Origin of the sequence: Hominilimicola sp., from assembly GCF_046972485.1 — a bacterium.
In the GTDB taxonomy this organism is placed as follows: Bacteria; Bacillota; Clostridia; order UBA1381; family UBA1381; genus Hominilimicola; species Hominilimicola fabiformis.
The window spans coordinates 42673-61847 of record NZ_JBKVWU010000001.1 but is presented as its reverse complement, the minus strand read 5'-3'; the positions used below and the strand labels follow the sequence as shown (position 1 = coordinate 61847).

Below are 19175 nucleotides of genomic sequence, written 5' to 3'. Positions count from 1 at the left end.
CTTTTTTATTTGAACACGGTAGGAGTGAATTTTTATGAAATACATTTATCAATTATTTATAATATTGGTTGTTACATTTGTCGGAGAATTGTTGCATTATTTTATACCTATTCCCGTACCTGCGAGCATATACGGACTTATAATAATGCTTATACTTTTGTGTACAAAGGTTGTAAAGCTTGAACACGTTGAAAGAACTTCGGACTTTCTTATTGAAATAATGCCGCTTATGTTTATTCCGGGCGGCGTCGGACTTGTAACGGCTTGGGGCGATTTGAAAGATATGATTTTGCCGGTTGTCGTTATAACAATCATATCGACAATCGTGGTTATGGCGGTTACGGGCAAAGCGACTGAATTGATTATGAAAACAGGCAAGAAGAAAGAGGGCAAAAAAGATGAATAATATAATGACAGACAGCATATTCTTCGGTGCGGTAATCAGCGTTGTGGGATATTTGATAGGAATATTTTTAAGAAAGAAAATTTCGGTTTTAAATCCGTTGCTTGTATCAATAATCTTTGTAATCGCGGTTATAAAGATATTTCACATTGATTATGAAACGTATAACAGCGGTGCAAAGTATATAAGCTATCTTTTAACACCTGCAACGGTCTGCCTTGCAATACCGCTATATCGTCAAATATCCGTGCTTAAAGAACACGCAAAGGAAGTGTTTATAGGCATACTTGCGGGAGTTTTGGCAAGTATGGGAAGTATACTTTTGATGTCGTATTTGTTCGGACTTACGCATGAACAGTATGTAACGCTTTTGCCGAAATCAATCACAACGGCAATAGGAATGGGCGTGAGTGAAGAACTCGGCGGAATACAGACAATAACCGTTGCGGTAATTATCATAACAGGCGTACTCGGTAATATAATCGCTGAGGCGGTTTTGAAAATTTTCAGAATAAAAGAGCCTGTTGCAAAAGGTCTTGCGATAGGAACTGCGTCCCACGCAATCGGTACAACAAAGGCTCTTGAAATCGGTGAAATCGAGGGAGCAATGAGCAGTCTTTCGGTTGCGGTTGCAGGACTTATGACTGTCATATCAGCTTCAATCTTCGCTAATATGATGTAATTCTTCGTTAAAAGCAGTAAGAATTGTTTCGTAAACGATATTCGGCTCATTCTTGAAATACACAGCCATACGTTCCGCCTCTTCACGCGAGCCGGCATATAGTGAAAGCTTTAAAAGGTTGGTGTCGTCATCGTCGTAAAGCTCACATTCGACGCTGTATTCGTTTTTGCGTATACGGGTAATCTTACTGCGTACGGAATTACGGACTTTTTCGGTATTTAAAAGCTCATTGATAGAATTATCAATAGGTTCTTTTATGTAAACAGGTATGTTTGGAGTGTAAAGGTCACTTGCATTCATACCTTTTTTTGTTATTTTATATTTTTCGTTGTGTTCACTTTCAAGAAAGGTTTTAACGTGATGTGTATGTTCGAGATTATCAAGTGCGACTTGAAAATCTTGAAAATTAATGTTACAATTATCAAGAACAAGGTTTATAAGATTATTGTACGGAACATAATCTTTTGCTTGATTTAATGTATAAAGAATAATAAATTGTATTAAAACGGGATCGTTAATTTCCCTTTGATACAACATAAAAAATCACCTCCGTGTATTTAATATCAGTATAACACATTTAATATTAAATTGGTAGAGGTAAATAGAAATCAGGAGAAAAAATATGCCGAGAAAGAAACTTACAGAGGAAGAAGAAATTGCACGCGTAAAGGCGATGTATGAGTATGAACATAATTGCCGCGATAATGGATATACGGTTGTTGCGGGAGTTGACGAGGCAGGCAGAGGTCCGCTTGCCGGTCCTGTATACGCGGCGGCGGTTATACTTCCGAATGACATTATAATCAAAGGAATAAACGATTCAAAAAAACTTTCCGAAAAAAAGAGAGAAGAATTGTTTGAAGAAATAACCGAAAAGGCAATCGCATATAATATATTCAGTGTGGACGAAAAACGAATTGACGAAATAAATATTTTAAACGCAACGTACGAGGCAATGAACGGTGCGGTAAACGGACTCAGCACTGCACCCGATTTTGTGCTTATAGACGGTAACAGAATAAGCGGAATGGAAATACCGCACGAAACGGTTGTAAAGGGTGACAGTAAGAGTATTTCAATAGCGGCGGCATCTATTTTGGCAAAAGTGAGCCGTGACAGATTTATATGTCAAATGGCGGAAAAGTATCCCGAGTACGGCTTTGAAAAGCATAAGGGTTACGGCACAAAGGCACACAATGAGGCTATTTTAAAATACGGTCCGTGTCCGATACACAGAAGAACATTTTTAAGAAAATTATTGGGAGAATGATTATGACGACAAAGGAAATAGGAGATTTCGGAGAAAAGGCGGCAGAGGATTATCTTGTTGAAATGGATTACTTAATACTTGAAAGAAATTACCGTTTGAAATTCGGCGAAATTGATATTATCGCCGCAAAGGACGGCGGACTTGTTTTTGTGGAAGTAAAGACGAGAAAGAGTAATTTATTCGGTGAGCCGAGCGAATATGTTGACCGCAAAAAGCAGGAACGAGTGAAAAAAGCCGCAATGGTTTATGCAGATGTGGAAAATACCGATATGCGATTTGATGTGATAGAAGTATTTTATGAGGAGAAAAACGGAGAATTATTTCTTGTTAAAGTTAATCATATTGAAAATGCTTTTTAATAAGGGGACACTAAAATGAATAGGGACACTAAAAACAACTATTCCGTATTTGACACACATTGCGATACATTGTGTTGCGTGCGTGATGACGGTAAAAGCCTTAATGAAAATGACTGTCATGTTGATTTAAAAAGAATGTCGGAATATAAAAGCTATACGCAAGTTTTTGCTTGCTTTATAGATCCGATATATAAGACGTGCGGTGCGGAGAGAACAATGAATTTAACAGATACATTCCACACGCACATGCAAAATCTACCGCATAATGTTAAAGCTGTTTTAAGCATTGAGGGCGGCGAGGGGATATATTCACTTTCGGCACTTCGCAATTATCACAGGCTCGGCGTAAAAATCGCGGCACTAACATGGAACTATTCAAATCATATTGCTTCGGGTGCGTTGGAAAGTGACGAAAACAGAGGACTGACCGATTTCGGAAAAACGGTTGTGGCGGAAATGAATAAAATCGGTATGCTTATAGACGTTTCACACCTTAACAGAAAGTCATTTTACGATATTGCAAAGGTAACAAAAATGCCGATTGTCGCAACACATTCTTGCTCGGACTTTATATGTCCCCATAAAAGAAATTTGACAGACGAACAATTTAAAATTATTAAAAACAGCGGCGGTTGCGTCGGAGTGAATTTTTATCCGCCGTTTTTAACGAACAGAGATAAATGCGGTATTGACGATATTGTAAAGCATATTGAGCATTTTATGGAGCTTGGCGGTGAGGATAATATCGGTATCGGTGCGGATTTTGACGGCGTTGACTGTCTGCCCGAAGGTATAAGCGGTGTTGAAGATATGTATAAAATATTTGACAGACTGCTTGCAAGGGGTTATACTGAAGAACAAGCAGAGAAAATAAGTCATAGAAATTTTGAAAGGATTTTTGAAAATGCCTAAATTTTTTGTAACACAAGATAAAATATCAGATAATCAAATTATAATAGACAGCGAGGACGTAACGCATATTTCAAGGGTACTCCGTCTTGAAAAAGGTGATAATGTTACGGTGTGTGACGGACAGGGAACGGATTATGACGCTCAAATCGATACGATAGAGCCGAAGAAAATTCTTTTGAATATTGTATCAAGACAAAAGAGCGAAACAGAGCCGAATATAAAGGTTACACTTTTTCAGGCACTTCCAAAAGCGTCCAAAATGGAGTACATCATTCAGAAAACAACGGAGCTTGGCATATCCGAAATTGTGCCTGTGAAACTTTCAAGATGTGTTGTGAAAATAGACAATAAAAAGGACGAGAAAAAGAAAATTGACCGTTGGCAAAAGATTGCCGAATCGGCGGCGAAACAGTCGGGCAGGGGTATTGTTCCGACAGTGTCTGAATTTATGACTATCAATGAAGTGATTGAAAAATCAAAAGAATTTGATTTGTTTTTTGTGCCGTACGAATGTGAAGAACAGAAAACACTGAAAGAGATTTTAACTTCAAAAAGTGACGTTAAGTCGGTGGGATTTGTCATAGGTCCGGAGGGCGGTTTTGATTTAAGCGAAACCGAAAAACTTCATTCAAGCGGTATAGATACAGTAACGCTCGGTAAGAGAATACTGCGTACGGAAACAGCCGGTGAGGCGGTTTTGGCAATGACAATGTATGAGATAGGCGATATAAACTGAGAGCATGTTTTAGGAGATGATTGCAATGACTTTACAAGAGATAATTGATTCAAGTGACAATATTGTATTTTTCGGCGGTGCAGGTGTGTCAACAGAAAGCGGTATACCGGATTTCAGAAGTGTTGACGGACTTTATAATATGAAATACGATTATCCGCCGGAAACAATTTTAAGTCATACGTTTTTTATGAATAATACGGAGGAATTTTACAAATTTTATCGTGACAAGCTGATTGTAAAAGGTGTTAAGCCGAACAAGGCACATATTGCACTTGCAAAACTTGAAGAAAAAGGAAAGTTAAAAGCGGTTATAACACAGAACATAGACGGACTTCATCAAATGGCAGGCAGTAAAAACGTGCTTGAACTTCACGGTTCGACTCTTAGAAACTACTGTATGGATTGCGGAAAATCGTACGATATTGATTATATTGAAAACAGCAAGGGCGTGCCGAAATGCGAATGTGGGGGTATAATCAAGCCTGATGTTGTGCTGTACGAAGAAATGTTAAATGACGATACAATCACAAAATCGGTGCAGTATATCAGTAATGCGGACGTACTTATAATCGGAGGTACATCGCTTAACGTATATCCTGCGGCAGGGTTTATAAATTACTTCAAAGGCAGTAAACTTGTTATTATCAATAAAGCCGCCACTTCTGCCGATAAAAATGCCGATCTTGTTATAAGCGAGCCGATAGGCGAAGTTTTGGGAAGTCTTAAAATATGAAAGTATATTATATGAACGTCAAAAGCATAAATGCCGATGATGAAAAATGGTTTAAGTATTTGTCGCAAAAACGAATTGAAAAAGTCAATAGGTTAAAAAAGACAAATAAAAAATCACAGTCAATAGGTGCGGAACTGCTGCTAAATTATGCGGTGAACGGTGATATAAAAAAAACGGTAAAGTGGGACACAGAAAACGGCGGAAAACTTTACTTAACGCAAAACAAAGATTTGTATGTAAATCTATCACATTCCGGCGGATATGCGGTATGTGCCGTACATAACAAAGATGTTGGCATTGACATACAGCACTTGCGAGAATGTGATATGAATTTGGCAAAACGATTTTTTACGGCGGAAGAAACCGAATATATAAATTGTTCAGCCGATAAAAATAATGCGTTTTTTGAGGTGTGGACAAAGAAAGAAAGCTTTGTCAAGGCAATCGGTACCGGACTTACAATTCCGTTAAACAGCTTTTCGGTGCTTTCCGATACAACCCGGTATGACGGTAAAACATATTGCTTTAAAGAGTATTCGGTTGGAGAAGACGATTATAAAATGTTTGTCTGCTATTTGTCGTAGTTGTAGATATTTGCACTTTCGGGTGAGTAGTTTACAATTTCGTCATAAGCGTCAAGCTGATCTTCACTGTTAGGCGCCCACGGAATAAGCCCTGTACAGTCAGTTGCGGATATGGCATTGCATACGTCAAAGTCAAAATTACTGTTACGGAAAATAACGTGATTCGGATATTTCCTTTTCATAACATCATAACCTTTCTGCTCAAATTTAGTTCGGAGCAGTATTAGTATTATAAAAATCCCGATGAATTATGTCATCGGGATTTTTTCTATTTTATCATATTTATGAAATATTTGTGAAAATCAAGATTTTTTGTAAGTTCGGGGTGGAACGAAGTTACAAGCATATTGTTTTCTCTTGCGGCAACTATATGACCGTTCAGCTTACACAAAATTTTTACGTTATCGCCGACACTGTCAATCCACGGTGCACGGATAAATACAAGCGGAAACGGTTTATCCGATACTTCTGGGATAACGACTTCTTCGGAAAAACTGTCGATTTGCTTGCCATATGCGTTGCGTCTTACGGTAATATCCATAGTACCTATGTGTGCCTGTTCGCCCTCAATATTTTTCGCAAGAACGATAAGTCCGGCACAAGTACCGAAAACAGGCATACCGTTTTCAATCATATTTTTAATCGGCTCATATAAATCGAGCTTGTGAAGAAGTTTGCCGATTACCGTACTTTCTCCGCCCGGGATAATAAGACCGTCAAACGGTTTTTCAATGTCTTTTTTTTGACGTATTTCAAATGATTCCACACCAAGTGCGTCAAGCGAATGTTTGTGTTCAATAAATGCACCTTGAAGTGCAAGTATACCGATTTTCATTATTTACCACGCTCCGCCATAAGTAGTGCAATTTCGTTTTCGTTTATGCCGACCATTGCTTCGCCAAGATCCTCTGAAAGCTCTGCAAGAAGTTTGTCGTCAGTGTAATTTGTAACGGCTTGAACAATGGCAGACGCTCTTTTTGCAGGGTTGCCTGACTTGAATATACCCGAGCCTACGAATACACCCTCTGCACCGAGGTGCATCATAAGTGCGGCATCGGCAGGTGTTGCAACACCGCCTGCGGCAAAGTTTACAACAGGCAATTTACCGTTTTCGTGAACATATTCAACAAGGTTGTAAGGCACTTGAAGTTGCTTTGCAGCCTCATAAAGTTCGTCTTCCGACATATTTTGAATACGTCTGATTTCAGACATCATCATTCTCATATGACGTACTGCCTGAACAACGTCACCTGTACCCGGTTCACCCTTTGTTCTTATCATAGCCGCACCTTCGTTTATACGTCTTAGCGCCTCACCCAAATCCTTTGCACCGCATACGAAAGGTACTTTAAAATCGTTCTTGTTGATGTGGTACTTGTCGTCGGCAGGTGAAAGCACTTCGCTTTCGTCTATGTAGTCAATTTTGATTGCTTGCAAAATTCTTGCCTCTGCAAAGTGACCGATACGGCACTTCGCCATAACAGGAATTGAAACTGCGTCTTGAATACCCTTAATCATTTTAGGGTCGCTCATTCTCGACACACCGCCTGCGGCACGAATATCGGCAGGGATACGTTCAAGAGCCATTACAGCACAAGCGCCTGCCTCCTCGGCAATTTTAGCTTGTTCAGGTGTTGTTACGTCCATAATTACTCCGCCCTTTAGCATTTGGGCAAAGTTTCTGTTTAGTTCCATTTGTGTTGACATAGTTATTAACATTCCTTTCTGATCGGCTTAAATAAATCAGCCGTCTGTTGACTTTTTCCCTGGGATTGGTTATAATTATACCACTGATTGACACTATTAAAAGTGCCAAAATACAAGTTTTTTATGGGGTCAGATTATGTTTAACTTTATTTTTACAGCCGATAAAGCGTCAAAAAAAACGCTTTACGAACAGCTTTATTCGTATGTCGCAGATGAAATAAAAAATAAAAATATTAAAGAAAATGAGCGTATGCCGTCAAAAAAAGCACTGGCAAAATATCTCGGAATAAGCGTAAATACCGTTGAAACAGCATATTCGATTTTGGTACAGGAGGGGTATTTAAGAGCGGTTGCAAGGAGCGGTTTTTATGTTTGCAAGGTTGATATTCCCGTTGGTGACAGAAACTTTGAATATGAAGAAGAACAAGAGAGTGTAACAGCATATAAGGCGGATTTTAAGACAAATAAAGTCGATATAAATTCGTTTCCGTATTCGACTTGGATAAAGCTTTCAAAGGAGGTTATGTACTCAACACCGGAGTATCTTAATTCCGGAAATGTAAAGGGCGATTATGAATTGAGAGAGAGTATTGCAAAATATTTGCACGAATTTCGCGGAGTAAAATGTTCGCCTATGCAGATTGTAGTCGGTGCGGGTATTGAGTATTTGACAATGCTCCTTACAGAACTTTTTGACAGAGATAAAGTGTTTGCCGTTGAAAATCCCGGTTATAAAAAAATATCGGCAATACTCAGAAACAACAACAGAAAAATAAATTATATAGACGTAGATGAAAACGGACTTTGTACGGATTGTTTAAAACAAACAGATTCGGATGTAGTGTATGTCACACCGTCACACCAATTCCCGACAGGTGCGGTAATGCCTGTATGGCGCAGAATGGAACTTCTTTCGTGGGCGGAAGAAGGGGAGGACAGATATATAATTGAGGACGATTATAACAGCGAGTTTAATTTTTCGATTAAGCCTGTTCCCGCAATGCAGGGACTTGCAAGCAGTGATAAAGTCGTGTATTTAAGCACGTTTTCAAGAGTTCTTGCACCGTCAATCAGAATTGCATATATGGTACTTCCGAAAAAAATGCTTGAAAAATTCGACAAGCATTTCGGTACATATTCGTCAACCGTTCCGCGATTTGAACAGCATACGTTAAATAAATTTATTTCGGGAGGGTACTATTCAAGACATTTGAGCAGAGTGAAAAATATCTATAAAAAAAGACGCGATAAGATTATCCAGTCGCTCGGTAACGCAGATATAAGCGGTGAAAGAGTCGGACTTCATATAGTCGTTAAAACGGATAAGGCAAAGGAAATAATAGAGTATGCTCTAAAATGTGACGTGAAACTTTACGATATGGACGATTATTATATGACTGAAAATAAAAAAAGCAATTCAATCATCATAGGCTATGCCGGTGCGGAAGATGATGATATTGAATTACTGAAAAGTATATTTGATAAATTTATATAAATTAAAATATAAAAATAATATTTTGCACGTTCCGGACAATTTATCGACAATCTGAAAAAAGCTCCGATAAAATCGGAGCTTTTTTAATGGAGCGGAAGACGAGATTCGAACTCGCGACGTTCACCTTGGCAAGGTGACGCTCTACCACTGAGCCACTCCCGCATTTTTCACAATTCATAGAATTGTGAAGTGGTGCCTTCGGGTGGAATCGAACCGCCGACACAGGGATTTTCAGTCCCTTGCTCTACCGACTGAGCTACAAAGGCATATGGCGACCCGGATGAGGCTCGAACTCACGACCTCCAGCGTGACAGGCTGGCGTTCTAACCAACTGAACTACCGGGCCATAACACTTTATTTTCATAAAGTGTATTTGGTGGGAGTTACAGGGCTCGAACCTGTGACATCCTGCTTGTAAGGCAGACGCTCTCCCAGCTGAGCTAAACTCCCATTTGCGCTGACCTGTTGTGTCGGCCAACAACATTGACTATTATAGCAGACCTTTTTTACTTTGTCAACACTTTTTCAAAAAAAATTTTTATTTTTTTAAAAAAGATTTTTTTTGGTTATTTTTGACTGATATTTATATTTATTTTTATGTTTTTATGGTGTATAATATTACTAATATAAAATGTATAACTTAGAGGAGGAAACACTTATGAAGAAATATATAAAAAAGTTAATTTCAATTCCCCCTATATTGGCGATAAGCATTTCATTGCTTACTGCGTGTTCTGTTCCGCAGAGCGAATCGACTCCTTCTCCTTCGGAGAAATCAGCAAATGAAACCGTCTATGCTTTTGTCGGAAAAGATATACAAAATCCTTACAACCAAAAAGTTTTTGAGGGTTTTGAAACCGCTTGCAACGAAATCGGCATTGAGGCGGTTTACAAAGCACCGACTTCCGCAACCGCTGACAAACAAATTGAAATTATAAATGAACTTATAGATAATAACGTGGACGGAATCGCCATTTCCGCCAACGATGCCGACGCACTTGAATCTTCACTTACCGAGGCTCTGAATTCAGGCATTGAAGTAATATCGGTTGATGCACCCGTAAATTCAATTTCACGAAAAACACATATTCAACAAGCCGATCCGGAAGTACTCGGACGAAATTTTATAAAGAGTGCGTATGACGTTTCAAACGGTGAAGGCGGTTTTGCGATTTTAACTTCCACAGGCAGTGCACCGAATCAAAATCAATGGATACGCTATCTAAAGCTCGAAATAGAAGAAAATCCCAAAAAATACAGCAATATGCCTCTTATCGAAATAGCTTACGGCGATGATGATGCAACCAAATCTTACACGGAAACACAATATCTTTTGCAAAATGACGCTATTAAAACTATTATCGTTCCTACGACAATAGGCTTGAGTTCCGCCGCCAAAGCACTTAAAGAATCCGGCAAGGATGTAAATCTTATAGGACTTGGTTTTCCGAGTGAATTATCCGAATACATAAAAGACGGAACGTGCGACAGATTGTACATATGGAATACGACCGATCTCGGCTACCTTACCGCCTACACGCTTAAAGCCCTTGACGAAAATGAAATAACAGGCAGCATAGGTGAAACATTTACCGCCGGTTCACTCGGCGAAAAGACAATCACCGCTGACAAGGACAATGCAAGCGAAATAATACTCGGCGACCCGATTATGTTTGACCGCACAAACATCGACTCATTATCGGATATATATTAGTGTAAAATCTCCAAAAAAACACATTTATATGTGTTTTTTTATTTGAAATTATTGCACTGTTCTGCCTATTATGATAATATAATTATACTTATAATTAATTATTCATATTTTCTTTTTTGGGGAGGCACAGAATATATGTATAAAAAAACAATATCAAAAAGATTGAGACTTCCAATTGCCCTGCTTGTCACTATTGCTATTGTTATAATCAGCTATGCCAGTTATATTACCTATGCGGCAAATCAACGAACGATTTCTACTCTTTCTGAAATTTCACACCAAAATCAGACTATTTTCAGTCTTGAACTCGGAAGAGATGCAAAAATCATAGAAAATGCGGCATCTTATATAGAAAAATTGGGTTATGCCTCTTTTGACGATATTCTTACATTTTTAAAGCATAGCCAAATCGATGATCAACAGCATCTTTTAGGAATTATAACACCTGACGGCAAGCTTACCGACATAAACGGAGTCGAAATCGACTTATCTCAATTTCCTAATACAAAAGAGGCTTTTAACAGCGAAGAAACTAAATTCTTTTGCGATTCATATAATGATTTTACATTTCTTGTATGCACTACACCCATAAGAATAGACGGCGAAAATAAATTCGTAATTTTCTCTACATATCTGACTTCCCAATATGCAGATTCAATTTCAACGCCTACATTTGAAAACAAAGGATATTCTTACGTCATTGACAGCGACGGAAAAAGAATTGTCGGTTCATCTCATAATGGTTCATTCGGATTGACATTCGACAATCTGTTTGATGAAATGAGTCAAGCGTCAAGCAAAAATGACAGTGCCATACAGCAAATGCAAGCCGATTTAAAAGAAGGTAAATCAGACGGAATAATAATGCTTAACGGCATTGAAAAATACATTTATTATACACCGCTTAATATAAACGACTGGTACATACTTACCGTTGTGCCAAAAAACGTTGTGACAAAGTACACAACTCAAATTCTTATATGCTGTTACCTGTTCATCGTATTTTGCTCAATCGTATTTTTCTACCTATTGCATACGGCAATCAAAGCAAAAACCACCAGTCAAAAGCAGCTTGAGGAAATGGCTTACGTTGACAGTCTTACAGGCGGTATGTCATATACAAAATTTGTTTTTGAGGCTGAGAAAACACTGAAAGACAATCCCGATGAAAATTATGCTTTAATTAACCTTGATATAAACAATTTCCAATATATCAATGACTTTTTCGGTGATGACGAAGGCGACAGAGCTTTAAAATTTTTGTGGTCTGCCATTTATAAGCGACTTGAGCCAAAAGAATTGTGTTCAAGAATTTTTGACGACCACTTTGTCGCATTAATCACATACGACAATACTAAGTCGTTAGATAACGCTTGCGCAGATTTCTTTAACTCGCTTAAATTATACAGTCCGGCAGGCGGTGTATATAATATGACGGTATCTGTCGGAATTTATCTTGTGGATGACAGAGATATGAAGATAAATTCAATGCTTAATCGTGCAAGAACAACACAAAAGCATTTGAAAGGACAGTCCTCACAATCGCAATATGCAATATATTCTTCAAAGCAACGTGATGATATTATGATGCAGAAAACGATTGAAAACGGCTTTGAGGATGCTATTAAAAACAAAGAATTTAAGGTTTATTTCCAACCTAAATTCAATATTAACGCAAACAAATTCAACGGTGCAGAGGCACTTGTACGTTGGCAAAAGCCTGACGGAACAATAATTTCACCCGGTATGTTTATACCGCTGTTTGAAAAGAACGGCGATATTGTTAAGCTTGACAAATATGTACTTGAAGAAACTTGTGCCAAAATAAGAAAATGGCTCGATTTAGGCTATGACGTTTCGCCAATATCGGTAAACGTATCACTCCTGCAGTTATTGGACGAAAACTTTGTTGAGGATCATATCAAAACAGTTGAAAAATACGGAATACCGCTAAATCTGATTGAAGTTGAATTTACCGAAAGTATTCTTGCAGAAAACGAAAGCTTGCTTATTTCGCTTACAAAGCAATGTAAAAAGCACGGAATTAAAGTTTTGCTTGATGACTTCGGCAGCGGATATTCTTCACTTAATATGCTTAATCTTCTGCCTTGTGACGTCGTTAAACTTGACAAACGTTTTGTCGATAAACTTGAAACAGACGATAAGTCAAAGGCTATTGTTTTGAGCGCAATATCGCTTGCACATACACTTCAAATGTCGGTTACGGCAGAGGGTATTGAAACAAAAAGTCAATACGATTTATTAAAAGAAATGCATTGTGATACAATTCAAGGTTTCTATTGTGCAAAGCCAATGCCTGAGGACGATTACGAAAACCTAATCAAAGGCTGATAAATTACAGACATTATAAAAGGCTGTCGATTTCGACAGCCTTTGTTTTATATTTGCCCTTTCATCTTAAGCACTCGCTCTACTGCACTGTTTAGTGTCTCTTCACTGATTTCGCCGCATTTAACCGCATTTAAAATCTGATTATAACCTGTTTGATAATCGGTCGTTATAAGTAAATCATTACCCGCATTTACCGCTTTAACGTACACATTCTCCATATCTGCGACTGCGCCCATAGCAATGTCGTCTGTCATTATAACACCGTCAAAACCGCACTCATCTCTAAGCATATTGTGAATTGTCGGCGAAAGTGACGCGGGGTTTTCACTGTCAAGTGCATTGACCGTATTATGTGCCACAAGCACACTGCTTGCACCTGCCTCAATTCCGGCTTTAAACGGAAGCAAGTCGTTTTCGCGTATGCTCTCGGCAGTTTTATCGTCATAAACAGTCCCTTGATGACTGTCACCGCCTACACCGCCATATCCCGGGAAATGCTTTAATACGCTCATAATTCCTGCGTTATTCATTGCCGTTACCGTCTTTGAAACGAAATCAGCCGTAACTTCCGCATTTTGTCCAAGACTTCTGTCATACATATAATCAGACGGATTTGTCGAAACGTCCGCAACAGGCGCAAGGTTCATATTAACTCCCAAGCTCAAAAGGAGTTCCGATTTTTCCGTTGCATTTTCAACTGCTGCGTCCATTCCGCCCTCATTGTAAATCTCTTGCGGTGACTTAAATTTTTCGGGTGCAAGATTAAGGTTTGAACTTACTCTTACAACCGTTCCTCCCTCCTCGTCCGCACCGATTATAAGCGGTATGTCGCTTTTATCTTGATAACTCTGTATTTTTTCTTTTACTTCGTCTTTTGTAAGTCCCTCAAAGTCACGTCCGAACATCAATATTCCGCCCGGTTTTATACTCATTAAATCATCTGTTTGTTCGTCATCAACGCAACGCACAAACAGAATTTGTCCGACTTTTTCTTCAAGGCTCATTGTATCCATGAGCGTCGGCTGTTCTGTATCGGATACTCCGTTCTTCACACCGCCGCAGGACGCAAGCATTGCACACATCGCAATACTTATAATTATAGATATTGTTTTTTTCATCACTTTTCCCCTATTTCACATACAACATTCCGTTTTTATCCTCAAGTTCAAAATACGCAGGACGTTCAAGCGGATGCTTGTTCGGCGAATGTAACAATAACAGTAATTTGTCATCAAACGTTTTGAAAATCATACCGTGTCCGCCGTCTTTTTTAAACAGCAGTTCGTCACGTTGTACCCAATTACCGTCTATGTCGCCGTTATCCGACACTGCAATAGCCTCTGTATATCCTTCTTCGCCCATACTTGACCATAACAAAAGTAACGTACCGTCAGCACATCTGTACGGAAACGGACCGTCCGTAACGTATATACCTTTGTTTTTCTGTGCCTCGGCAATCCAGCTCGCCTCACTCGCTTTAAACAACAAAATCGGTTCACCGACTGCTCTTTTTAAATCTGCACTCATTTCAATCGCACACATTTCACCGTCATTTACCTGTACCCATTCATGGCAGAAAATCATATACGGCTTACCGCTTTTGCTTATGTATAACGTGCCGTCAAGAGATTCCCAATCCGGCGGTGTAATTGTACCCTCGCTGTGTACCGTAAATTTGCCGTCCGGCTTGTCTGCCTTTAATACCATAGTTCCACGACATCTGTCCGCCGATTTGAATGACGCAAACATATAGAACGCGCCGTTGTACGCATAAACTTCAGGCGCCCAATAATGTCTGTCCGCCCAAAAATCTGCCGTTCGCGTAAATATCTCTTTTGGTTCAGACCAATTTTCAAGGTCGTCACTGACGTATACGTCAAGCCCTGTCGCGTTGTCCTCCCACACTTCACTTCCGCGTGAGCCGTATAGGTAATATTTGCCCTCATACGGCAATATGAATGGATCACGTATGTTTATATCTTCTCTTTTCATTGTGTTTCTCCTTTTATTTTTGCCACCTCTCCTTTAAAGAGTGGCTTTCGTAGGGGCGATCATCGGTCGCCCTTTTTGTGTTTTCTTCAACGGGCGACCAATGGTCGCCCCTACGAGGGAAAGTAGTGGACTACTTTCCCCGTACTGCGGTCATAATTTGATTATACGCCCAATGATTTGGTGAAACATCACCGAACGGATTTTCTGCATTTTCCGCTATCGGATTACCAAGCACTTTATTCATCATTGTAACCGCCTCCGCGCGAGTTACTGAATTATCAGGCTTAAACGTGCCGTCCTCATATCCGCTTACGATATTTTCATCATACAACGACTTTATATATCCTGTTGCATAATAATCGTTTGGCACATCTGAAAATTCTGTACATATTCCATCTCCGTCAAATGAGCCGTATTTACTCAAAATAACTGCCAATTCTCCACGTGTTATATCTATGTCAGCCTTAAATGGACCGCCATCGTAACCCGAAATATACCCCTTTTCAGTGGCATATCCGACATAATTCGCATACCATTCATCACCCGATACATCGGTAAAATTACTTGAATACGTCTTATTTTCGTCAAAATCAGACGAACATCTTGCTATAATTGCCGCCGCCTCAGCACGGGTTATTGTATTATCCGGTCTGAACGTGCCGTCCTCATATCCCGAAATATACGCTTTACTTCCACCGTTTCCTGTTTTAAGTCTTATAATACTGAATGAATCGGCAGGCGCATTATATGTAAAGTTATTGCTTGCATTTGTTAATTCGATTTCTTTCGGTACGATTGCATTTTTATTATCAAGACTGTTTTCCAAATTTGTATCGCCCGACATAACAGTTGTCTTTGCGATATTTGACGTTACCGTTTCGCCCGATACATTCATTCCGATATTTACGTCACTGTCCATTGTATTGACAACCTTAACGATAACGTCACCTGTTTCCTTATCATACACACTTGACGAATACACAGGACCGTATTCCTTAGGCTTTTTATATGAGCATATAAATTCATCATTCAAATATGCTTTGATTTCATCATCAGTCACTTCAACCGTAACGTCATACCATTCATTATCATTTATATGCACGTTACCGACATACGACTGTTCCGCAACGTTACCCGAAGAAGAACTTACACCGTTTACAATGTGCTGTACCTTTGCGGTTGTATTGCCCCAACCGCCTATATTAACTCTGTAATAATTCAATGCATCATCTGCCGCAACTCCTATTTGGAAACCCTCGCCGCCGCTCAATTTGCGTGCTTTAAGCGACAAAGTATATTGTCTGTTATCCGGATACGGGAAATAACATATCGCACCTGTTTCATCAGAGGATTGGACAAGTGCGCCTTCTTTATTCATTGTCCATTCGCCTTTGCCAATCTTCCAACCCCTATCTTCTAAATTATAATCGTCCTCATAATATTCTTCATCTAAGTTATAATCGTCCTCATCATCATATTCTTCAGACTCACTTGGCGTCAATACACCGATAGTATCACCCGAATATAATCTTATATCTTTAAATTCGTTATGTGTTCCCCAACTGCCGACTGCAACACCGCCTTGAAGTGCGCCATCTTTTTCGATACCGTTCAGCTTAACTTCTGTCGGCAAAGAATAATCACCTTGATTATTTGAGAACAGTGACTGAACGTAATAATTCGGTGTAAGAACGTAATCCGAATTATTAAACCAAATCATATCCGCCGCCGACCACTGTGTATTGCCGTACTTCGCAAACATAGGCGCGTAGCTCGCCATACGCACAACGTCCGCATTTCTTTCAAGACCTGTCATAAACGCCGCCTCTGACAGTGCGTTATACCAAGCATTACCCTTTGACGCATATTCACCCAAAAATACCTTTGTATTTGTGTCACGTCTGTAATTATCATATCTGTAAGCGTGCTGTCTGAACCAATCGGCTGTTTCATAATAATGCTCGTCCATACGGTCGGCAAGTTCCTCGTGTTCATTCGCCCAATTCCATGCAAGGTCGTTTGAACTTCCGCTTGACGCAGTACCGGATGTTGTTACAAGGTTAATATCGGGATATTTTTCGTGTATCTGCTTTGCAAATTCTTCGTATCTTTCAAAGTAAATATCGCCGTACTGCTCATTTCCGATACCTATGTACTTCATATTAAACGGCTTTTTATGTCCCATTTGAATACGCTTCTGCACCCATTCATTACTTTCATCAGTGCCGTTTGCAAATTCGATAAGGTCAAGCGCATCATCAATATACGGCTGTAATTTATCCATAGGAACAAGGTGTTCTTCGTCTGTTGCACTTCCGCTGCGGACTTGACACGCAATACCGCAATTCAAAATCGGAACAGGCTCCATTCCCAAGTCCTCACACATTTGGAAATACTCATAAAAACCAAGTCCGTAAGTCATCATATACGGCTCTATCGCAGACGGATTCCATATGTTTATCATTTCCTTACGCTCCGACACATCACCGATTGTATCTTTCCAGTTCCAAGCCGTATCCATTGTCTGTCCCTCAACGGCACAACCTCCCGGAAAACGCAAGAATTTAGGGTGCATTGCCTCAAGCTGTTCCATCAAATCCTTACGCAAGCCGTGTCCTTTGTATGTATCCTCCGGCATAAGCGAAACCATATCTACATCAAGGTCACTGTCGCCTGTATTTGTAACGATAAGTCCGCTGCCGTCACTTTCAAGTTCTTCGTCAGCAGTGAATGTAACAGAATACTTTTTCCAATCGTCTTTTGAATTACATTTTATAACGGCAGCAGCCTCATTAAAAGGTTCAACCTCAAAACTAGCCTTATGTTCATCTATTACAATTCCCAACGACACCGTCAGTTCACCCTCGCCGCGTGCATATACCGAAAAATCATATTTTTCGCCATTTTTAAATTCCATTCCGCTGAAAGATGTACCTTTATCGCAATCCCATTCGGTTCCGTCATAAAAACCGTCATTACAAATCATTTCACCTTTCGGAATGGTAATATATGTAGGATTATTTTCGTTCATCGGTTTATCTGTTTTAACCTGTATATTTTCGGCGGTATAATATTTGCCGTCCTCTCTGTTAGGCTCTTTGTATATTGAATAAAGTCCCCAATTATATAAATGTCCTTCTTTTTCATCACTCTTTTCAAAAGAACGGTTTTGCACCATTTCCGCATAAAGTCCGCCGTCTGCGGCAGAGTTAATATCCTCAAAGAACAATCCCCACATATCGTCCGAAACGTCCTTACTTCTGTCCGAAGCGTCAATATTAATCGAATAAGGATCTTCCTCACTGCCCGTCACATACAGTGTATACTCTCTTTCTGTGTTGCCGTATGACTGCACAAGTGTTACTGTTTCGGCGGTTTTATTATGCTTAACCGCACCTGTTTCGGTGTTTATAAGTCCGAGATTATCCGTTTCATTCCACACAATACCGTCCGCCTGCGGTAAAGTTATACTGTCGCCTGTCACAATCTGTTCATCGTCTATCGCATATGAATCAAGCATAACATCGGCATTTATTTCACCGTCAGCCATAACTTTTAATATTTCGTCCTGTGAAAGTGCGGTGTTATAAACTCTGAAATCGTCCACTACCGCCGACAAATATGCGTCACCGTCATAGTGCGACTTACCTATATAATTGGCAGTGTTTGTAGGTTCGGATATATCCTTTATACCCGACTTACTCTTTATAAGTCTGCCGTTTCTGTAATATGAAACGGTGTCGCCTTTAATTGTTATCGCATAGTTTACCCAATCTTTTGCGGTTTCCTGCGTGCAATCCATTGTATCAACGGTTGCACCGTTTTTTATCTCCACTCTTGAAGCACCGCCGCTGTACGGTGCAAAGAAAAAGTTTTGGTTTGAGTCAGTACCAAAATCGAAAACTCTGCCCCATGTTGTGAATTTATTAATCTTCACCCACGTTGTAATCGTCATATCGCTTGACAGAATATTATCCGGCAATTCGGCATAGCCGTCAGTACCGTCAAGCAAAAGACCTTTACCCTTGTTACCGTCATCAGTTACACTTGCATCGCCCGACAGTTTCAATTCATTCTTGCCGTTTTGGTCGGCAAGCTGTTTGTTTCCGTCAAACGTGTACTGTAAAACGGGTTTCGGTACATTTTCCGCCGCAATGCTCACACACGGTAATGACGCAAACGTCATTGCCAACGCAGACACCATTGCAATAAGTTGTTTTTTCATAATTTCTCCCT

At 39.6% G+C, this 19175-nt stretch carries 18 protein-coding genes and 4 tRNA genes; 11 read left to right on the top strand and 11 right to left on the bottom strand.

Features of this window, described 5'->3' with window-relative positions; translation table 11 throughout:
- The first annotated feature begins 34 nt into the window (after nt 1–34).
- Both ACLTU0_RS00180 and ACLTU0_RS00175 read left to right on the top strand, forming a co-directional pair.
- Complete coding sequence (locus tag ACLTU0_RS00180; protein WP_412320901.1) at nt 35–406, top strand: CidA/LrgA family protein; 372 nt, start codon at nt 35–37, stop codon at nt 404–406.
- Nucleotides 399–1085: an LrgB family protein gene (locus tag ACLTU0_RS00175; protein ID WP_022228937.1), complete on the top strand. Its 687-nt coding sequence runs from the start codon at nt 399–401 to the stop codon at nt 1083–1085. Before ACLTU0_RS00180 ends, ACLTU0_RS00175 begins: the two co-directional genes overlap by 8 nt.
- Here ACLTU0_RS00175 and ACLTU0_RS00170 read toward each other — a convergent pair.
- The gene (locus ACLTU0_RS00170) at nt 1062–1622 is read right to left on the bottom strand and encodes a DUF4364 family protein (RefSeq protein WP_022228936.1); all 561 of its coding nucleotides are present in this window, start codon (nt 1620–1622) and stop codon (nt 1062–1064) included. The two genes, ACLTU0_RS00175 and ACLTU0_RS00170, sit on opposite strands and share 24 nt — an antisense overlap.
- 85 nt (nt 1623–1707) lie before the next feature.
- On the opposite strand from ACLTU0_RS00170, the gene ACLTU0_RS00165 reads away from it, so the two are divergent.
- From ACLTU0_RS00165 to ACLTU0_RS00140, 6 genes are read left to right on the top strand one after another with little or no spacing between them, the layout of a single operon-like run.
- The gene (locus ACLTU0_RS00165; protein WP_022228935.1) at nt 1708–2355 is read left to right on the top strand and encodes a ribonuclease HII; all 648 of its coding nucleotides are present in this window, start codon (nt 1708–1710) and stop codon (nt 2353–2355) included.
- Between the two features lie 2 nt (nt 2356–2357).
- A complete protein-coding gene (locus ACLTU0_RS00160) occupies nt 2358–2714 on the top strand; it encodes a YraN family protein (RefSeq protein ID WP_117965449.1) in 357 nt (118 codons plus the stop codon).
- Nucleotides 2715–2729: 15 nt separating this feature from the next.
- A complete protein-coding gene (locus ACLTU0_RS00155) occupies nt 2730–3626 on the top strand; it encodes a dipeptidase (RefSeq protein ID WP_412275734.1) in 897 nt (298 codons plus the stop codon).
- Entirely contained in the window at nt 3619–4362 is a 744-nt protein-coding gene (locus ACLTU0_RS00150; protein ID WP_308455746.1) for a 16S rRNA (uracil(1498)-N(3))-methyltransferase, read from the top strand. Before ACLTU0_RS00155 ends, ACLTU0_RS00150 begins: the two co-directional genes overlap by 8 nt.
- A 25-nt stretch (nt 4363–4387) precedes the next feature.
- Nucleotides 4388–5095 carry an NAD-dependent protein deacylase gene (locus ACLTU0_RS00145; protein ID WP_412275732.1) on the top strand — a complete coding sequence of 236 codons (708 nt, stop codon included), beginning with the start codon at nt 4388–4390 and terminating at the stop codon, nt 5093–5095.
- The gene (locus ACLTU0_RS00140; RefSeq protein ID WP_412275730.1) at nt 5092–5679 is read left to right on the top strand and encodes a 4'-phosphopantetheinyl transferase family protein; all 588 of its coding nucleotides are present in this window, start codon (nt 5092–5094) and stop codon (nt 5677–5679) included. Before ACLTU0_RS00145 ends, ACLTU0_RS00140 begins: the two co-directional genes overlap by 4 nt.
- Here the strand turns inward: ACLTU0_RS00140 and ACLTU0_RS00135 are convergent.
- From ACLTU0_RS00135 to pdxS, 3 genes are all read right to left on the bottom strand, one after another.
- Entirely contained in the window at nt 5667–5861 is a 195-nt protein-coding gene (locus tag ACLTU0_RS00135; protein ID WP_412275728.1) for a hypothetical protein, read from the bottom strand. The two genes, ACLTU0_RS00140 and ACLTU0_RS00135, sit on opposite strands and share 13 nt — an antisense overlap.
- Before the next feature lie 86 nt (nt 5862–5947).
- Nucleotides 5948–6514, bottom strand: coding sequence for a pyridoxal 5'-phosphate synthase glutaminase subunit PdxT (pdxT, locus tag ACLTU0_RS00130; RefSeq protein WP_412275725.1), 567 nt, complete (start codon nt 6512–6514; stop codon nt 5948–5950).
- Nucleotides 6514–7386 carry a pyridoxal 5'-phosphate synthase lyase subunit PdxS gene (gene pdxS / locus ACLTU0_RS00125; protein WP_412294337.1) on the bottom strand — a complete coding sequence of 291 codons (873 nt, stop codon included), beginning with the start codon at nt 7384–7386 and terminating at the stop codon, nt 6514–6516. The genes pdxT and pdxS overlap by 1 nt, the downstream gene beginning before the upstream one ends.
- Before the next feature lie 136 nt (nt 7387–7522).
- On the opposite strand from pdxS, the gene ACLTU0_RS00120 reads away from it, so the two are divergent.
- The gene (locus ACLTU0_RS00120) at nt 7523–8881 is read left to right on the top strand and encodes a PLP-dependent aminotransferase family protein (RefSeq protein ID WP_412320900.1); all 1359 of its coding nucleotides are present in this window, start codon (nt 7523–7525) and stop codon (nt 8879–8881) included.
- Between the two features lie 87 nt (nt 8882–8968).
- On the opposite strand, the gene ACLTU0_RS00115 is transcribed toward ACLTU0_RS00120, so the two are convergent.
- From ACLTU0_RS00115 to ACLTU0_RS00100, 4 genes are all read right to left on the bottom strand, one after another.
- Nucleotides 8969–9043 (bottom strand) — tRNA-Gly (locus tag ACLTU0_RS00115).
- A 28-nt stretch (nt 9044–9071) separates the two neighbouring features.
- Nucleotides 9072–9147 (bottom strand) — tRNA-Phe (locus ACLTU0_RS00110).
- A 3-nt stretch (nt 9148–9150) separates the two neighbouring features.
- Nucleotides 9151–9227: transfer RNA gene (locus ACLTU0_RS00105), tRNA-Asp, on the bottom strand.
- A gap of 28 nt (nt 9228–9255) precedes the next feature.
- Nucleotides 9256–9331, bottom strand: a tRNA-Val gene (locus tag ACLTU0_RS00100).
- Between the two features lie 208 nt (nt 9332–9539).
- Here ACLTU0_RS00100 and ACLTU0_RS00095 point away from each other — a divergent pair.
- Together ACLTU0_RS00095 and ACLTU0_RS00090 are read left to right on the top strand one after the other, a co-directional pair.
- Nucleotides 9540–10595, top strand: a complete 1056-nt coding sequence (locus tag ACLTU0_RS00095) for a substrate-binding domain-containing protein (protein WP_412320899.1) — start codon at nt 9540–9542, stop codon at nt 10593–10595.
- Nucleotides 10596–10730: 135 nt separating this feature from the next.
- Nucleotides 10731–12947, top strand: a complete 2217-nt coding sequence (locus ACLTU0_RS00090) for an EAL domain-containing protein (RefSeq protein ID WP_412320898.1) — start codon at nt 10731–10733, stop codon at nt 12945–12947.
- A gap of 47 nt (nt 12948–12994) precedes the next feature.
- Here ACLTU0_RS00090 and ACLTU0_RS00085 read toward each other — a convergent pair whose 3' ends face one another.
- The 3 genes from ACLTU0_RS00085 to ACLTU0_RS00075 form a co-directional block, all read right to left on the bottom strand.
- Nucleotides 12995–14065 (bottom strand): glycoside hydrolase family 3 N-terminal domain-containing protein, encoded by a 1071-nt coding sequence (locus ACLTU0_RS00085; protein WP_412320896.1) that lies wholly within the window; start codon nt 14063–14065, stop codon nt 12995–12997.
- Between the two features lie 10 nt (nt 14066–14075).
- Nucleotides 14076–14939, bottom strand: coding sequence for a glycoside hydrolase family 43 protein (locus tag ACLTU0_RS00080; RefSeq protein ID WP_117964767.1), 864 nt, complete (start codon nt 14937–14939; stop codon nt 14076–14078).
- Nucleotides 14940–15069: 130 nt separating this feature from the next.
- A complete protein-coding gene (locus tag ACLTU0_RS00075; RefSeq protein WP_412320894.1) occupies nt 15070–19164 on the bottom strand; it encodes an S-layer homology domain-containing protein in 4095 nt (1364 codons plus the stop codon).
- Nucleotides 19165–19175: the final 11 nt, after the last annotated feature.

Excerpts from the sequence above, each read along its gene's own strand:
- ACLTU0_RS00180 (WP_412320901.1), top strand. The coding sequence starts at position 35 with ATGAAATACATTTATCAATTATTTATAATATTGGTTGTTACATTTGTC.
- ACLTU0_RS00175 (WP_022228937.1), top strand. The coding sequence starts at position 399 with ATGAATAATATAATGACAGACAGCATATTCTTCGGTGCGGTAATCAGC.
- ACLTU0_RS00170 (WP_022228936.1), bottom strand. The coding sequence starts at position 1,622 with ATGTTGTATCAAAGGGAAATTAACGATCCCGTTTTAATACAATTTATT.
- ACLTU0_RS00165 (WP_022228935.1), top strand. The coding sequence starts at position 1,708 with ATGCCGAGAAAGAAACTTACAGAGGAAGAAGAAATTGCACGCGTAAAG.
- ACLTU0_RS00160 (WP_117965449.1), top strand. The coding sequence starts at position 2,358 with ATGACGACAAAGGAAATAGGAGATTTCGGAGAAAAGGCGGCAGAGGAT.
- ACLTU0_RS00155 (WP_412275734.1), top strand. The coding sequence starts at position 2,730 with ATGAATAGGGACACTAAAAACAACTATTCCGTATTTGACACACATTGC.
- ACLTU0_RS00150 (WP_308455746.1), top strand. The coding sequence starts at position 3,619 with ATGCCTAAATTTTTTGTAACACAAGATAAAATATCAGATAATCAAATT.
- ACLTU0_RS00145 (WP_412275732.1), top strand. The coding sequence starts at position 4,388 with ATGACTTTACAAGAGATAATTGATTCAAGTGACAATATTGTATTTTTC.
- ACLTU0_RS00140 (WP_412275730.1), top strand. The coding sequence starts at position 5,092 with ATGAAAGTATATTATATGAACGTCAAAAGCATAAATGCCGATGATGAA.
- ACLTU0_RS00135 (WP_412275728.1), bottom strand. The coding sequence starts at position 5,861 with ATGAAAAGGAAATATCCGAATCACGTTATTTTCCGTAACAGTAATTTT.
- pdxT (WP_412275725.1), bottom strand. The coding sequence starts at position 6,514 with ATGAAAATCGGTATACTTGCACTTCAAGGTGCATTTATTGAACACAAA.
- pdxS (WP_412294337.1), bottom strand. The coding sequence starts at position 7,386 with ATGTCAACACAAATGGAACTAAACAGAAACTTTGCCCAAATGCTAAAG.
- ACLTU0_RS00120 (WP_412320900.1), top strand. The coding sequence starts at position 7,523 with ATGTTTAACTTTATTTTTACAGCCGATAAAGCGTCAAAAAAAACGCTT.
- ACLTU0_RS00095 (WP_412320899.1), top strand. The coding sequence starts at position 9,540 with ATGAAGAAATATATAAAAAAGTTAATTTCAATTCCCCCTATATTGGCG.
- ACLTU0_RS00090 (WP_412320898.1), top strand. The coding sequence starts at position 10,731 with ATGTATAAAAAAACAATATCAAAAAGATTGAGACTTCCAATTGCCCTG.
- ACLTU0_RS00085 (WP_412320896.1), bottom strand. The coding sequence starts at position 14,065 with ATGAAAAAAACAATATCTATAATTATAAGTATTGCGATGTGTGCAATG.
- ACLTU0_RS00080 (WP_117964767.1), bottom strand. The coding sequence starts at position 14,939 with ATGAAAAGAGAAGATATAAACATACGTGATCCATTCATATTGCCGTAT.
- ACLTU0_RS00075 (WP_412320894.1), bottom strand. The coding sequence starts at position 19,164 with ATGAAAAAACAACTTATTGCAATGGTGTCTGCGTTGGCAATGACGTTT.